Below are 15,116 nucleotides of genomic sequence, written 5' to 3' on the forward strand. Positions count from 1 at the left end.
GGGCGCGGCCGTCGGCGCCTCGCGTGCCGCCGTCGACGCGGGCTGGTACCCGCACAGCAGCCAGGTCGGCCAGACCGGCAAGCAGGTCTCCCCGCAGCTCTACATCGCGGCGGGCATTTCCGGTGCCATCCAGCACCGGGCCGGCATGCAGACCTCGAAGACCATCGTGGCCGTCAACAAGGACCCCGAGGCCCCGATCTTCGAGCTGGTCGACTACGGCGTGGTCGGCGACCTCTTCCAGGTGCCTCCGTCGTTCCCTGCGGAGCGCGGACGGACCGGTGGCGCCCCGTAGAGTCGGCGCGGGCGCGTGACGTTCGGGCATGAGCCGGGCTCATGCTGCGGTCATGAGCTGGGCTCATGACCTGGACGCGTGATGTGCGGGGCATGAGTTGACCGCATGACCCGGGCGTGTGGCGTGCGGGGCATGAGTTGACCGCATGACCTGAACGTGTGACCCGCACGGTGTGACGTTCAGGGCGTGCAGGGCGTGACGCAATGGCGTGGGACGAGGGCGAGGACGGTGGCATGGCACTGCTGACGGCACTTCAGGGCGGTTTCGGCGACGCGGCGGACGCGCTGCGGATCGACGGCCGGACGCTCTCCCGGGAGGACCTGCTGGGCGCGGCGACCGCCGTCGCCGACCGGGTGGCCGGTGCCCCCGCGCTGGCGGTGCTCGCCCGGCCCACCGTCGAGACGGTGACCGCCGTGGTGGGCGGCCTGCTGGCGGGCGTTCCGGTGGTGCCGCTGCCGCCCGACTCGGGGCCCAAGGAACGCGAGCACATCCTGGGTGACTCGGGCGCGGCCCTGCTCGCGCACGCCGTCGGGGAAACGCTGCCGGAGGGCACCCCGGTGGAGGGGCTGCCGGTCGATCCAGGCCAGCGCTCCGCCGCCACGTACGCCGAACCGGCCGCGGAGTCGACCGGCTTCGTGCTCTACACCTCGGGCACCACCGGCGCGCCCAAGGGGGCGGTGATCCGGCGCGAGGCGATCGCCGCCGACCTGGAGGCCCTGGCCGCGGCGTGGCGGTGGACCGCCGAGGACACCCTCGTCCACGGCCTGCCGCTGTTCCACGTGCACGGACTGCTGCTCGGCGTGCTCGGCGCCCTGCGCACCGGGAGCCGGCTGGTGCACACCGGACGGCCCACCCCGGAGGCGTACGCGGCGGCCGGCGGCAGCCTCTACTTCGGGGTGCCCACCGTCTGGTCCCGGCTGGCGGCGGACCCGGAGGCGGCCGCCCGGCTGGCCTCGGCCCGGCTGCTGGTCTCCGGGAGTGCACCCCTGCCCGTGCCGGTGTTCGAGAAGCTGGCGGCGCTCACCGGGCACGCCCCGATCGAGCGGTACGGGATGACCGAATCGCTGATCACCGTCAGCACCCGGGCGGACGGCGAGCGGCGCCCCGGAAGTGTCGGGCTGCCCGTGGACGGGGTGCGCACCCGGCTGGTCGGCGAGGACGGCGAGCCGGTGCCGTACGACGGGGAGACCGTCGGTGAGCTGCAGGTTTGCGGACCGACGCTGTTCAGCGGGTACCTCAACCGACCGGACGCGGACGCCGAGGCGTGGACGGCGGACGGCTGGTTCCGCACCGGTGACGTCGCGGTGATCGGGGCGGACGGCTTCCACCGGATCGTCGGCCGCGCCTCGGTGGACCTGATCAAGAGCGGCGGCTACCGGATCGGCGCGGGCGAGGTGGAGGCCGCGCTGCGGGACCACCCGTCGGTCGCCGACGCGGCGGTGGTCGGCGTGCCGGACGAGGACCTCGGCCAGGCGATCGTCGCCTACGTCATCCCGGACGGCGCCGTGACGGGGGACCAGCTGACGGCCTTTGTGGCGGAGCGGCTCTCGGTGCACAAGCGGCCGCGCCGAGTCGTCCTGGTACCCGAACTGCCCAGGAACGCCCTGGGAAAGGTGCTGAAGAAGCAGCTGCTCGCGGAGGCCGGCGGCCGGTGATGAGGGGGCGTCGGACCGCTCCCCGGTGACGGGCTCTCACCCTGATGCGGCGTCGGTGCTCGCCGCCCGTGCCCCTTCCATTTGGCGCACTCCACTGCGCGCCGTGTGCGGACGCGTGCCTAACGTGACACGCAGGCAGAACTGAATCCCTGGGCGAGACGCCGCGGCTTCCGGTCGCAGGGCCGGAGGCCGCGGCGCGTCGGGCAGGGTCTGCCGAGCCGTACGAACCGGTGGTGCCGGGCGTACGGCGAGTTCGAAGCAGGTCCGCAGCCGCCGGTCCGGCGGCCGTCCGCATGCGATTCGCAGCAGTGAAGGAAGTCAGCAGGATGACCACCGTCAATACCGGCGCGCCGGATGCCGCCGACGAACCGACCGGGCAGCAGGACGCTGCCACCGCCCGTTCCTCCCGTCCGTCCCGGGCCGCGCGGCTCCGCCGGGGGATAGGCATGGTGGCCGTGATCGCGACCGGAGCGGGTGTGTTCGGCCTCGGCACGGGCGTGAGCCCCGCGGCCGCCGAGTCCGCGCCGGCGCACGCCGGGTGGGACGGCTCGCGGTACTGGTTCAAGAACAGCCAGGGGCAGTGGCGCTGGACCTCGCACTACAGCGTCTACGTGGCGCGGACCGGAAGCGGGACCAAGCCGTCGAGCGGCGCGAAGTCGAGCGGGGGCATCAAGCAGGGGTGGGACGGGTCGCGCTACTGGTTCCGCAACAGCAAGGGCGAGTGGCGCTGGACCTCGCACTACGAGATCTACCTGGCGCGGACCGGGGGCGGCTCCTCCTCGGGCTCCTCGGGCTCCTCGGGCTCGTCCCATGACTCGGTCGCCGAGGACCGCGACGTCGAGACCTCCGTGCAGTACGCGCTCGCCCAACTGGGCAAGCCGTTCCGGACGGCGGGCAACGGGCCGGACGGGTACGACTGCTCCGGCCTGGTCCAGCAGGCGTTCAGACGCGGCGGCATCGACCTGCCGCGGGTCGCCAACGACCAGTACGCGGCGACCACGCCGATCACGGCGAGTCAGCTGCGCCGCGGCGACCTGCTGTTCTGGTCGCCGGACGGGACCGAACGGGGCATCCAGCACGTAGCGATCTACCTGGGCAACAACCAGTACGTGGAGGCCGCACGGCCGGGGACCAACATCCGGATCTCGGGGATCAGCAGCGGCTACTACCCGGCGTACATGGGGCGGCCGTAGCGCTGCCGCCGGTTCGCGGGTCGGGGGCGTCCGTTCCGGCGGGTGCCCCCGACGCGTGTCGCAGTCGCTCGGCGCGGGCGGTTGTCGCGGTCGGAGCGCGGTGAGAGGCCGGTTGCGCGGTCAGAGGTCGGCCGGGCGGGGGAGGGCGGCGCGGGCGCCGAGGGCGGTGACGGCGAAGGCCCCGGCGGCGGCATCGGTGAGCCCGGCGCCGCGGGCGAGTTCGGCGGCGAGGGCGCCGCAGAACACGTCGCCGGCTCCGGTGGTGTCGACCACCCGGACCGCGGGGGCGGGCAGCCGGATCAGCCGTCCGTCGGCGGCGACCAGGGCGCCGTCGCCGCCGAGGGTGATCACGGCGCCCTCGGCGCGGGCGGCGAGGGCCCGGGCGGCCTCGGCGACGTCCGTGGCGCCGGTGAGCTGGCGGGCCTCGACGGCGTTGGCGACGACCAGCGGGCGGCGCCCGGTCGGGCCGGGCTCCGGCAGTGCGCCGGCCGGGGCGGTGTTGTGCAGCCAGCGGGTGGCGCCGGAGGGGCCTGCGGCGGGGAGGGCGGGATGTAGACCGGTCTGCATATTTTCGGGCGCGAGTTCCTGGCCTGGGCACATGCCGCTGTCACGGGGCAGGACGGGGCGCGCGGACCGGCGCCGACGGGCAGGCATGGGGAGCGGCGTGGGGCGGGTACCACCACGGGTGGCGCTGGTTCGGCCGACGGGGGCGCTGCCCGGTGCGAACGGCATCGGGGGAAGTCTAGGGGCAGGGGACGTTGTGATCGTCTGGGTCAATGGCACATTCGGGGCGGGCAAGACCAGTGCCTGCCGCGAGCTGGTGGAACTGCTGCCCGGGAGCGTGCTCTTCGATCCCGAGCTGGTGGGCTTCGGCCTGCGTCGGATGCTCCCGGCCGACCGGCTGGCGACGGTGTCGGACTTCCAGGACCTGGCGGCCTGGCGCCGCCTCGTCCCCGAGACGGCGGCCGCGCTGCTCACCGAGGTCGGGGGACCGCTGGTGGTCCCGATGACCCTGCTCAGAGAGGACTACCGGGACGAGATCTTCGGCGACCTCGCCTCCCACGGGATCACGGTGCACCACGTCGTGCTGGACCCAGAAGAAACGATCCTGCGAGACCGCATCGCCCATCGCGACGAGTGCCCGGGCGACCCGGAGGCCAGCGAACGGGTCCGCACCTGGTGCCTCGAACACCTGCCCCGCTACCGCGCCGCCCGCCGCTGGCTGGTCGGGGACGCCAGGATGGTCGACACCAGCGAGCTCACCCCCCGGGAGACCGCCCTCCGGATCGCCGAACTCGTCCGGGTCGGCGCAGCGCGCTGCCCGATCGTCCAGACCCCGGACCCGACCGGGGACACCGTCGCCTCCGGCGTCCTGTTCTTCGACGAACAGGACCGGGTCCTCCTCGTCGACCCGGTCTACAAGCCCGACTGGGACTTCCCGGGCGGCGTCGTCGAGCGCGGCGAGGCTCCCACCGACGCCGCCCTGCGCGAGACCGCCGAGGAACTGGGCCTGCGCCTCGACCCCACCGGGCTGCGCCTGCTCGCCGTCGACTGGGAGCCGCGCACCGGCCCGCGCCGCGGCGGCCTGCGGCTGATGTACGACGGCGGCCTGCTGGACGCCACAGGCCGGCAGAACCTGCTGCTGCAGCCGGAAGAACTGCGCAGCTGGCGCTTCGTCACACTCGACGAGGCCGCCGAACTGCTGCCGCCGAGCCGGTACCGGCGCCTCGCGGCGGCGCTGGAGGCCCGGCGCAGTGGCGAGCTGCGGTACCTGGAGGCGGGCTGCCGGGTGGCGGTCGGACTGGCGAGCACGGCGGACGCGGCGTAGGGCGGGGGCCGAGGATTCCCGCCGGGCGTCGGCGGGCATGCCTGCGGGCGCCTCGTCGGTGCGGCCCGGCCGTGGCGTTGGCGTGAGCCCTGGCGTGGTTGGGCCGTGGCCCGGGCTGGCCCAGCTCGGCCGGCCTCGGGTTCGGGTTCGGTTTCGGTTTCGGTGAGGTCCGGCCGTGGTGCCGGGGTGGTCGGGGTCCACCGGGTTCGCCGGGCTGCCGGTGCGGGCGGGAGGATGGGGGCATGCCGTTCACGCTGAGCCATCCCGCCGCCGTCCTGCCCCTGCTGCGCCGTGCCGGGGAGCGCGGCCCGCTGGTCGCGTCGGCGCTGGTCGCCGGGTCGATGGCGCCCGACGTGCCGTTCTTCGCCGAGTCACTGCTGTCCGGGGTCTACGGCCACGGCGGGTTGACGCACCGCTGGTGGGCTGTGCCGACGCTGGACGTGGTGATCGCCGGTGCACTGGTGGCCGGTTGGCACGGCCTGCTGCGGGCGCCGCTGGTGGCGCTGCTGCCCGAGCGGTGGTCGGGCGGCGCCGAGGCGCTGACGGTGCGGCGGGCCGGGAGCGGGGGCGGTCCGGGCGTCACGGGTGCGGGCGTGGCGTGGTTCGCGGCGTCGGCGGCGATCGGCGCGGCCACCCACGTCGGGTGGGACGCGTTCACGCACGGCGGCCGGCTGGGCGTGCGGCTGCTGCCCGTACTGGACCGGGAGGTGGCCGGGGTGCCGCTGTACGAGTCGCTGCAGTACGGCAGTTCGGCGCTCGCGCTGGCGGCGATGGGTGGCTGGGCGGCGCGTGCGGTGCGGGCCGTCGAGCCGGTGCGGCCGGCCGTCCGGCTCGCGCCCCGGACGCGGCGGGCCGCCGTCGCGGTGCTGGGCGCGGCGACGGCGGCCGGGGTGCTGCACCGGCTCAGCCCGTTGAAGCGGAACCTGGTGCCGGAGGTCTGCTTCGGCGCCGGGGCCGGGCTCGCGGTGGGTGCCGTCGGGTACGCGGCGGTGGTGGCGGCCGCCCGCCGGTTGCGCGGCGGGCGGCCGGGGGCCGGCCGGGACCAGGGCCCGAACGTCAGTCAGGCCCCGAACGTCCGTCAGGCCCCGAACGTCCGTCAGGCCTCGAACGTCCGTCAGACGGAGCGCAGTTCGGCGTAGCGACGGAGGAACAGGGCCTCGGCGAGGGCCATCCGCTCCAGCTCCTGCGGATCCACGCTCTCGTTGACCGCGTGGATCTGGGTGGTCGGCTCCTCGACGCCGATCAGCACGATCTCGGCCTGCGGGTAGAGCGTGCGCAGGGTGTTGCAGAGCGGGATCGAGCCGCCCTCGCCGGAGGCGACCATCCCGGTGCCGAAGGCCTCGGCCATCGCCTCACCCATCGCCTCGTAGGCCGGGCCGGTGGTGTCGGCGCGGAACGGGGAGCCGCTGCCCCGGCGCTCGACGGTGAGCCGGGCACCGAGCGGGACCTGCGCCTCCAGGTGCGCGACCAGCGCGTCCTGGGCGGCGGAGGCGTCCGTGCCCGGCGGGACGCGCAGGCTGATCAGGGCCTTGGCGGCGGCCTGGACGGAGGACGTCGCGCCGATCACCGGCGGCGCGTCGATGCCGAGGACGGTGACGGACGGGCGGGCCCAGAGGCGGTCGGCGATGGTGCCGGTGCCAGTCAGGGCGACGCCGTCGAGCACCTTGGCGTCGGCGCGGAACTGCTCCTCCGGGTACTGCACGCCGTCCCAGGTCTGGTCGGCGGCCAGCCCGGCGACCGCGACGTCGCCGTTCCGGTCGTGCAGCGAGGCGAGGATCCGGACCAGGGACTGCAGCGCGTCGGGGGCGGCGCCGCCGAACGCCCCGGAGTGGAGGTTGCCGGCCAGGGTGGTGACCGAGGCCTCGACCACCGTCATGCCGCGCAGCGAGGCGGTCACCGTGGGCAGGCCGGCGGCGAAGTTGCCGGTGTCGCCGATGATGATGGCGTCGGCGGTGAGCAGCTCGGGGTGCGCCTCGGCGTAGCGCTCCAGGCCGCCGGTGCCCTGCTCCTCCGAGCCCTCGACGATGATCTTCAGGCTGACCGGGTAGGCGTCCCCGTACACCTGGCGCAGCGCCCGCAGGGCGGTCAGGTGCATCAGGATGTTGCCCTTGCAGTCGGCGGCGCCGCGCCCGTACCAGCGGCCGTCACGCTCGGTCAGCTCGAAGGCCGGGCTGATCCAGGCGTCCTCGTCGAGCGGGGGCTGGACGTCGTAGTGCGAGTAGAGCAGGACGGTCGGCGCACCCGCGGGGCCGGGCAGCTCGGCGTAGACGGACTGGGTGCCGTCCGGGGTGTCGAGCAACTGCACGTTGGTCAGGCCCTCGGCGGCGAACGCGTCGGCGACCCAGCGCGCGGCCTTCTCGCACTCCTCGACCGGGAACTGGCGCGGGTCGGCGACCGACGGGAACGCGACCAGCTCGGCGAGGTCGGTGCGGGCACGGTCCATCAGGGACCGGACGGCGTCGGCCAGGGGCTGTGACATCGGGGCTCCGAAGGGATGGGGCCGCCCGTGGGGTGATGCGGGCGGAGGGTTCGGTTGGGGTACTGCCGATCATAGGCGGAGCGGTATCGGGTGGTCCGGGGCCGGGGGCGCCGGAGGGGGCGGGGCGGTTCGGGGCCGGGCGTGGGGGCGTTCGGGGTGTGCCGAGTGGTGCGGCGCCCGGTGGGGCGGGCGGACGCATAGGATTGCTCGACGTGACTGACTCCGGAAGCTCCGATTCCCGTAGCCCGCTCGACAGCCCGCTCGACGACTCGGCCTCGCCGCTCGACGGCGTCTGGGACGTCGTGGTGGTCGGCGCCGGACCGGCGGGCTCCTCGGCCGCGCACGCCGCCGCTGCCCAGGGCCGCCGGGTGCTGCTCCTCGACAAGGCCGAGCACCCCCGCTACAAGACCTGCGGCGGCGGCATCATCGGCCCCTCCCGGGACAGCCTGCCGCCGGACTTCCGGCTGCCGCTGCAGGACCGGGTGCACGCCGTCACCTTCGCGTACAACGGGCGGTACACCCGGACGCGGCGTTCCCAGCGGATGCTGTTCGGCCTGGTCAACCGGGACGAGTTCGACCTGCGCCTGGTGCAGGCGGCCAAGGCGGCCGGGGCGGTGCTGGTCACCGGCGTGACCGTCACCGGGGTCGAGCAGCGCGGCGGCGAGCACCGGACGGCGCTGGTGACGGCGGCCGACGGGCGCACCTTCGAGGCCCGCGCGGTGGTCGGCGCGGACGGCAGCGCGAGCCGGATCGCCCGGCACGTCGGCGTCACCTTCGACCAGATCGACCTCGGCCTGGAGGCGGAGATCCCGGTGCCGCCGCAGGTCGCGGCCGACTGGGCGGGCCGGATCCACCTCGACTGGGGCCCGCTGTCCGGCAGTTACGGCTGGGTGTTCCCGAAGACCGAGACCAGCAGCCTCACCGTCGGTGTCATCTCGGCGCGCGGGGACGGGGAGCGGACCAAGCAGTACCTCGCCGACTACATCCGGCGGTTGGGCCTGTCCGGGTTCACCCCCAGGGTCGAGTCCGGGCACCTGACCCGCTGCCGGGCCGAGGACTCGCCGCTCTCCCGCGGCCGGGTGCTGGTCGCCGGGGACGCGGCCGGGCTGCTGGAGCCGTGGACCCGCGAGGGCATCTCGTACGCGCTGCGCTCGGGCCGGCTGGCCGGCGAGTGGGCGGTCAAGGTCGCCGAGGCCGGCAACGCGGCGGCGGTGCGGCGCGAGGCGCTGAACTACGCGTTCGCGGTCAAGGCCGGGCTGGGCGTGGAGATGCGTGCGGGCAAGCAGCTGCTGGGTGCCTTCGAGCGGCGGCCGTACCTGTTCCACGCGGCGGTCTGCCTGGTGCCGGCGGCGTGGCGGGCCTTCGCCCGGACCACCCAGGGGCACACCACGTTCTCCCAGGTGCTGCGGCAGTACCGGGCGGCGCGGAGGCTGACGGCGATGGCGTCGCGATAGGGGCGGTCGGCACTGGGCCGTTCGGTGTTGTGCGGGGCGGTGGGTGGGGCGGTGTCGGTGGACGGGGCGAAGGTGACGGCCGTGACGAGCGCGCTGCTTCAACAGGTCTGTACCACTGAGTGGGGGTGGGATGGGGGTGGGGGCGGTGGGCGACAGATGACAGATGTTGAAATCTGTCGTCTGTCGTCTGTCGTCTGTCGTCTGTCGTCTGTCGTCGGTTGCCTGTCATCTGTTCGCCCCCGTCAGCTCGTCGCCGAGTGGGCTACGCCGGTACAACACCGAGCGGCCGTGGCGGGCTCGGGTGACCAGACCGGTGGCGGCGAGAACGGACAGGTGCTGGCTGACCGCGCCCGGAGTGACGCCGAGGCGGTAGGCGAGGTCGGTCGTGGAGGCGGGTTCGGCGAGCAGTGCCAGCAGCCGGGCCTTCGGTGCACCGACCAGCGCCTCCATGGCCTGCCGCGGCACCGGCGCGGCCCGCCCGGTCATCCCTGCCTGCCCGCGCGCCGGGTAACTGATCTGCGGTGCACGGTCCTTGCTGATCATCGTGATCGCGCCGCGGACGAAGAAGGTCGGGCAGAGCACGAGGCCGCGTCCGTCCACGGGGGTCTCCACGTCCCCGTCCGTCCAGTGCCGGTCGATCGACAGCACGCCGTCCTCCCACCGGAGTCGGTGGTCCAGGTCGGCGAAGAGGGCCGTTGCACCGTGCTGGGCGAGCAGTCGGGCGCGGTAGACCAGGTCGGCCTCCAGGACTGCGCGGGCCTGCGGCCACCAGGTGGGCGCGAGGCAGGTCTCCCAGTACTCCTCCAGCGCATCGGCGATCCGCTCCAACAGCCGTTCCGGGTCGGCGAGTCCGGCGGCGAGCGGGGCGGGCAGCGGTTGACCGTTCGGGAGGAAGGTCTGCTCCAGTTCGGCGCGCAGCCGCTCCGGCGGCAGCGCGCGGACGGTGGCCAGCTCGGAGCGGAACTCGGGGGAGGGGGAGGACGGGCGGGGGGTCAGGAAGTCCGGTACCCAGCGGTTCTCGGCGACGAGCGAGAGCAGCAGGCGGGAGTCCAGCCGCTCGAAGGCGGGCCTCAGCTGTTCGAAGGCCTGGGCCTGGAAGTGGTACACGCCGGGGTGGGTCCACATCCGCAGGCTGAGGACGGCCTCGTGGATCGGGGAGGCGGCGAACCACGTGGTGGCGAGGTCGGCCAGGCGGAGCGTGAACCGGTGCACGGGGCGTCCTTCTACTGGGATCCGGGCGGGAGGTCGGGGAGTCGGGGAGTCGGGAGGTCGGGAGGTCCGGCTTCGGATTTAGCCTGAGCCTAAAGGAGTACCTGGGTCGCCCCGATGAGCGGTGGGATCTTCGTATGACCACCACGACGACGGAGTCCTCCGTACCTTCCCCCGCCATGCCCGAAAGCCCCGGTGACACCGGAATCGTCGGCACCGTCCGACGGCGCCTGCACCCCGACCCGACGGTCCGTCGGCTGGCCGGGATCACCCTGGTCAACACGGTCGGCAACGGCCTCTCCCTCTCGGTCGCGGTGCTGTTCTTCACCCGGGTGCTCGGCCTGAGCGCCGCCCAACTGGGGCTCGGGATGACGGCCGCCGGCCTGTGCGGGGTGGTCGCCAGCGTGCCCGCCGGCCGGGCCGCCGACCGTTGGGGCGCACGGCGGGTGCTGGTGGTGCTGGTCTCGGTGCAGGCGGTCGGCACGGCCGGGTACGCGCTGGTGCACAGCTACCCGGCGTTCGTCGCGCTGGCCTGCCTGGTCTCCGCCGTCGACCGAGGGTCCGCCGCCGTGAGGAACGCGCTCTACGCGGAGGTGCTGCCCGCCGACCGCCGGGTGGCGGGCCGGGCCTACCTGCGGGTGGTGACCAACGTGGGCATCTGCCTGGGCACCGCCCTGGGCGCGGTCGCGCTCCAGGCGGACACCCGGCCGGTCTACCTGGCGGCGATCCTGGCCGACGCCGCCTCCTTCGTCGTCGCCGCCGTACTGTTCCACCGCCTCGCCGACCTGCGGCGTTCAGCGGTGGTCGGCCGGTCGGGGGCCGACCAGGCGGCGAAGACCGGCGTCCCGAAGCCGTCGGACCCCTCGGGCAAGGGCGCCAAGCAGGGCCGGCGGCGCAATCCGGCGCTGCGGGACGGGCCGTTCGTGGCCGTGACGGTACTGAACGCGGTGCTCTGCCTGCAGTTCGCCGTCCTGGAGGTCGGGGTGCCGCTCTGGATCGTCCAGGAGACCGAGGCGCCGCGGATCACCGTGGCCGGCACCCTCATCGTCAACACCCTGCTGGTGATCACCCTGCAGATGCGGGCCACGCGAGGCACCGAGGAACGGACGGCCGCCGCCCGGGCCTGTGGGCGCGCAGGGATGGTGCTCGCGGCCTCCTGCCTGGTCGTCTCGCTGGCGCACGGCCTGCCCGGGCTCGCCGCGGCCGTGGTGGTGCTCGGCGGGGTCGCGCTGCAGTCCCTCGGTGAGGTCGTCGGGCAGGCGGGCGGCTGGGCGCTCAGCTACGACCTCGCGGGGGAGCGCGACCACGGCGCCTACCAGGGCGTGTTCAACGCGGGGACGGCGGCGGCGCTGATGGCCGGTCCGGCGCTGGTCAGCACGCTGGTGATCGGGTACGGCGCGGTCGGCTGGGTCGTCCTGGGCGCGGTGCTCGCGGCGGCCGGCCTGGCGATGCGTCCCGTCGTGCGGTGGGCCGGACGGCGGGACGGGCGCCTCGGGGCGGTCTGACGTCACTCCGGGACGATCGCCTGCGCCTCGATCTCGATCAGCACCTCGGGCTTGAACAGGGCCACCACCTGCATCGCGGAGGCGGCCGGCAGAGGCAGGGCGCCCAGGTGCTCGTCGCGGGCCTCGCGGATGGCCTGGAGGTAGGCGATGTCGGTCATGAAGAAGGTGAACTTCACGACGTGCTCGAACCCGGCCCCGGCGGCGGCCAGGCAACGGCGCAGGTTCTCGAAGACCTGTCGCGCCTGGGCCTTCGGGTCGCCCACGCCGACCAGGTTCCGCTGCTCGTCGAAGGCGACCTGGCCGGAGACCTGGACCAGCCGGCCGGTGCCGGTGACGACCTGGGTGTAGCCGGTGCCGGGGGCCACCCCGGGCGGCTCGGTGATGTGGGTGAGGTGAGAGGTGGTCATGGCGCGGATCCTGCGCCATGATCCATCGGAACCGCAAGCCCCGGCGGTCCGGGGTCGAGTGGACTCAGCGCACCACCTCGGGCAGGTCGCGCAGGAACGGCCGGTCGGTGGTGGGGAGTTGGTCGGCCGGGCCGGCCGAGCGCAGCACCACGTCGAGCACGGCGTCCGGGGCGGCGGCGTAACCTCCGCTGGCCCAGGCGGCGTTGGCCTCCACCACGGCCCAACGGCCGTTCTCCGTACGCCCGACGTCCACCACGGCTGCGCTCGGCAGCGGCGCGCCCGCCGCCGAGGCGGCCAGGACGTCGCGGGTGAACGCGAGCACCTCGGCGGCCTCTCCGACGGGTCCGGCCTCTCCAGCAGGTCCGGCCGCTCCGACGGGTCCGGCCTCTCCGGCCGCTCCGGCGGGTACCTTCCCGGCCGTCCCGCCCAGCGGTGCGACGGACAGCTCGCCGTCCACCGCGTAGCGCGAGCCGGTCCGCACCGCGCCGTCCAGTACGAACAGCCGGTACTCCACGTCGAACCGCACCACCTCGCTCACCAGCACCGGCGTGTCACCGTCGAGCACCTCGGGCCCCGGCAGCGCGCTGCCGTCGGGGTACACGCGGGCGGCGAACAGCTTGTCCGCCGGCGGCTTGACGAAGGCCGGGCGCCGCAGCCGCCGCGCCTCGGCCAGCGCGGTGCAGGTGACCCGCCGTCCGGTCAGGGGGAGCGGCAGCCTGGTCAGCCAGTCGGCGGCGGGCTCCAGCAGGCCGAGGCCGAGCTCCCGCCCGACGGCGTCGCCGAACAGCGGCCCGCCGTACACGTGCACCGTCGAGCCGAGCAGCTCGCGCGGGGCCTGCCAGGACGTCGCGGTGTACGCCCGCAGGCCGCGGCGTCCGGCGGCGGTGCGCAGCTGGAGACCCGTCTCGTTGATGCGCGGCGCGATGAGCAGGACGGCGGTGGGAACGCTGTCGGCGTCGCCGGTGACTCCGGTGCTGTCGGTGCTGTCGGTGCCGTCGGTCGTACGGGCGGTGTCGCTGGTCATGGCGACGATGGTGCCGTGGGCGCGATGGCCGTGACCACCGGATTTCGACCCGGTCGCCGGGAGTGTCCGGCTTCGGCCGTCCGGGATGCGCCGTGCAGGCGGGCCGGTTCGGCCCGCGGGGCGGGTTGGCTCTGGCCGAGGGGCGGGTGGGCGTGCCAGAGTCGTCCGGGCGCGGTCCGGGCACCCCGGACCGCGCCCGCAGTCCGACCCACCCTCAGCCGGAAGGCAGACCCGCCGATGACCAGCGCAGAGCCCTTCGTCCGCGTCAGCACCGCCGACGCCGTCACCACGCTCACCCTCGACTCGCCGCACAACCGCAACGCGCTCTCCACCCGCCTGATGGCAGAGCTGCACGCCGGGCTGGCGGTGGCCGCGGCCGACCCGGAGGTCCGCGCCGTGGTGCTCGGCCACACCGGCAAGGTGTTCTGCGCGGGCGCGGACCTCTCGGAGGCGACCGGCGCGGACCCGACGGTCGGTCCGCGCGGCCTGGTCGAGCTGCAGCGGGCGATCGTGGACTGCGCCAAGCCGGTGATCGCCGTCATCGACGGGCACGTACGGGCGGGCGGCCTCGGCCTGGTCGGCGCGGCGGACCTCGCCATCGCCGGACCGGCCTCGACCTTCGCCTTCACCGAGGTCCGGCTCGGCCTCGCGCCCGCCGTGATCTCGCTGCCGCTGCGCCCCAAGCTGGAGCCGCGTGCGGCCTCCCGCTACTACCTCACCGGCGAGGTCTTCGACGCCGCCGAGGCCGCCCGGATCGGCCTGATCACCAGCGCCACCGAGTCCGCCGAGGACACCGGCGTCGTGCTGAAGGGCCTGCTGGACGCGCTGCGCCAGGGCTCCCCGCAGGGGCTGGCGGAGTCGAAGCGGCTGGCCAACGCGGACGTGGTGCGTTCCTTCGAGCGTGATGCGGACGAGCTGGTGGAGCTGTCGGCGCGGCTGTTCGGCTCGGCGGAGGCGCAGGAGGGGATGCGGGCGTTCCTGGAGAAGCGGTCCGCGCGCTGGGTGCGTTGACGGCTTGGGTGCGTTGACGGCTTGGGTGCGCTGACAGCGTGAGTGCGTTGACGGCCTGGGTGTCGCGGGCGCCCGCGACACCCAGGCCGTCGCGATCAGCGGATCGTGGCCGCGTCGTTCCAGAGGGCGAGCAGGTCCCGGTCGCCGGTCGCCTCGACCTCCCGGGCCTGCTCGGCGGGCAGCCTGTTCCAGAGCAGCAGGTAGAGCTCGTGGGCGGGGCCGGTGAGGGTCAGGTCGGCGGGCTCGGGGCGCTCGTCGGTGGTGACGGTCGGCGGCTCCTGGGTGATCGTCAGGCGCCAGGATCCGGCGCCGTCGGCACCGTCGGCGCTGTCGGTGGTCCGCACCTGGAGGGTGCGCGGCCGGTCGCTGCGCAGCGTGGCCCGGCTGCGGGTCATGAAGCCGCGCACCAGTTCGTCGATGCCGTCCAGGGCGAGCGCTGGGTCAACGGCCGGTCCGGGCGCTCCGGCGGCCGCGTCGGCGTCGTGGCGGTGGATGGCGGTCTCGTGGGCCTGGCGCCGGGCCCAGAACGCCAGTGGGCTGGGGGAGGGCAGGAAGCTCCAGCATTCGAGGTCGGCCGGGGCCCCGGTGAGCGTGTCCACCAGGGCGGCGTGGCCCTCGCGGAACCAGTCGAGCAGCCCGGCGTCCGAGGGCATCGGCCCGACGGCGGCGGCCGCGCCCGCGTCGTCCAACGGCGCCTGCAGGCGCCGGGAGACGATGGCGTCGGCCCACCGGTGGACGTAGCCGACGTGCCGCAGCAGGTCCGCCAGCTGCCACTCCGGGCAGGTGGGGACGGGTGCGGACAGCTCGGTACGGGCGGCGGCCCGGGCCAGCCGGGTGCCCTCGTGCCGCAGCGCCTCGATGTGCTCGGTGATCTCCATGGGGCGGAGTCTTCCACCGCCGACCGACACCGGTCGCGGATTTCGGACATTCCTTCGGCCGGCCTCCGCTCGGCCGCCGCTGAGGCCGCCGCTGGGTCCCGTCGTGGGCGATGGGTCGGACGTTGCCACCTCTGGACGTTGCCCCGGCTGACCTTGTCACGATTGGACGTTGTCACGGCCG

At 74.6% G+C, this 15,116-nt stretch carries 14 protein-coding genes; 8 read left to right on the top strand and 6 right to left on the bottom strand.

Annotated elements, in window-relative coordinates; genetic code table 11:
* From OP86_RS23190 to OP86_RS33810, 3 genes are all read left to right on the top strand, one after another.
* Positions 1 to 292, top strand: a 292-nt coding sequence (locus OP86_RS23190) for an electron transfer flavoprotein subunit alpha/FixB family protein (protein WP_033333021.1), incomplete at its 5' end; no start/stop codon positions are given.
* A gap of 233 nt (positions 293 to 525) precedes the next feature.
* Entirely contained in the window at positions 526 to 1,947 is a 1,422-nt protein-coding gene (locus tag OP86_RS23195) for an acyl-CoA synthetase (protein WP_030259685.1), read from the top strand.
* Between the two features lie 326 nt (positions 1,948 to 2,273).
* Positions 2,274 to 3,140: a C40 family peptidase gene (locus OP86_RS33810; RefSeq protein WP_051830456.1), complete on the top strand. Its 867-nt coding sequence runs from the start codon at positions 2,274 to 2,276 to the stop codon at positions 3,138 to 3,140.
* 120 nt (positions 3,141 to 3,260) lie between these two features.
* Here the strand turns inward: OP86_RS33810 and OP86_RS38285 are convergent, their stop codons facing one another.
* The gene (locus tag OP86_RS38285) at positions 3,261 to 3,740 is read right to left on the bottom strand and encodes a PfkB family carbohydrate kinase (protein ID WP_280921461.1); all 480 of its coding nucleotides are present in this window, start codon (positions 3,738 to 3,740) and stop codon (positions 3,261 to 3,263) included.
* 160 nt (positions 3,741 to 3,900) lie between these two features.
* On the opposite strand from OP86_RS38285, the gene OP86_RS23210 reads away from it, so the two are divergent.
* Both OP86_RS23210 and OP86_RS23215 read left to right on the top strand, forming a co-directional pair.
* On the top strand, positions 3,901 to 4,968 hold the full coding sequence (locus OP86_RS23210; protein WP_030259675.1) for an NUDIX hydrolase: 1,068 nt from the start codon (positions 3,901 to 3,903) through the stop codon (positions 4,966 to 4,968).
* Between the two features lie 242 nt (positions 4,969 to 5,210).
* On the top strand, positions 5,211 to 6,107 hold the full coding sequence (locus OP86_RS23215) for a DUF4184 family protein (RefSeq protein WP_051830457.1): 897 nt from the start codon (positions 5,211 to 5,213) through the stop codon (positions 6,105 to 6,107).
* On the opposite strand, the gene OP86_RS23220 is transcribed toward OP86_RS23215, so the two are convergent.
* On the bottom strand, positions 6,083 to 7,447 hold the full coding sequence (locus OP86_RS23220) for a dipeptidase (RefSeq protein ID WP_030059036.1): 1,365 nt from the start codon (positions 7,445 to 7,447) through the stop codon (positions 6,083 to 6,085). The two genes, OP86_RS23215 and OP86_RS23220, sit on opposite strands and share 25 nt — an antisense overlap.
* A 35-nt stretch (positions 7,448 to 7,482) precedes the next feature.
* Here OP86_RS23220 and OP86_RS23225 point away from each other — a divergent pair, with 35 nt between their 5' ends.
* Positions 7,483 to 8,901, top strand: coding sequence for a geranylgeranyl reductase family protein (locus tag OP86_RS23225; RefSeq protein WP_418952642.1), 1,419 nt, complete (start codon positions 7,483 to 7,485; stop codon positions 8,899 to 8,901).
* Between the two features lie 225 nt (positions 8,902 to 9,126).
* Here the strand turns inward: OP86_RS23225 and OP86_RS23230 are convergent, their stop codons facing one another.
* Entirely contained in the window at positions 9,127 to 10,113 is a 987-nt protein-coding gene (locus OP86_RS23230; protein WP_030059033.1) for an ArsR/SmtB family transcription factor, read from the bottom strand.
* A gap of 176 nt (positions 10,114 to 10,289) precedes the next feature.
* On the opposite strand from OP86_RS23230, the gene OP86_RS23235 reads away from it, so the two are divergent.
* Entirely contained in the window at positions 10,290 to 11,615 is a 1,326-nt protein-coding gene (locus OP86_RS23235; RefSeq protein ID WP_051830458.1) for an MFS transporter, read from the top strand.
* Positions 11,616 to 11,617: 2 nt separating this feature from the next.
* On the opposite strand, the gene OP86_RS23240 is transcribed toward OP86_RS23235, so the two are convergent.
* Positions 11,618 to 12,022: a RidA family protein gene (locus OP86_RS23240; RefSeq protein ID WP_030059031.1), complete on the bottom strand. Its 405-nt coding sequence runs from the start codon at positions 12,020 to 12,022 to the stop codon at positions 11,618 to 11,620.
* A 64-nt stretch (positions 12,023 to 12,086) separates the two neighbouring features.
* Positions 12,087 to 13,046 carry an ATP-grasp domain-containing protein gene (locus tag OP86_RS23245; protein WP_078589252.1) on the bottom strand — a complete coding sequence of 320 codons (960 nt, stop codon included), beginning with the start codon at positions 13,044 to 13,046 and terminating at the stop codon, positions 12,087 to 12,089.
* A gap of 237 nt (positions 13,047 to 13,283) precedes the next feature.
* On the opposite strand from OP86_RS23245, the gene OP86_RS23250 reads away from it, so the two are divergent.
* Complete coding sequence (locus tag OP86_RS23250) at positions 13,284 to 14,057, top strand: enoyl-CoA hydratase family protein (RefSeq protein WP_030059026.1); 774 nt, start codon at positions 13,284 to 13,286, stop codon at positions 14,055 to 14,057.
* Positions 14,058 to 14,152: 95 nt separating this feature from the next.
* Here OP86_RS23250 and OP86_RS23255 read toward each other — a convergent pair whose 3' ends face one another.
* A complete protein-coding gene (locus OP86_RS23255) occupies positions 14,153 to 14,935 on the bottom strand; it encodes a maleylpyruvate isomerase family mycothiol-dependent enzyme (protein ID WP_030259666.1) in 783 nt (260 codons plus the stop codon).
* Between the last annotated feature and the right edge of the window lie 181 nt (positions 14,936 to 15,116).

Origin of the sequence: Streptomyces novaecaesareae, from assembly GCF_000716875.1 — a bacterium.
In the GTDB taxonomy this organism is placed as follows: Bacteria; Actinomycetota; Actinomycetes; order Streptomycetales; family Streptomycetaceae; genus Kitasatospora; species Kitasatospora novaecaesareae.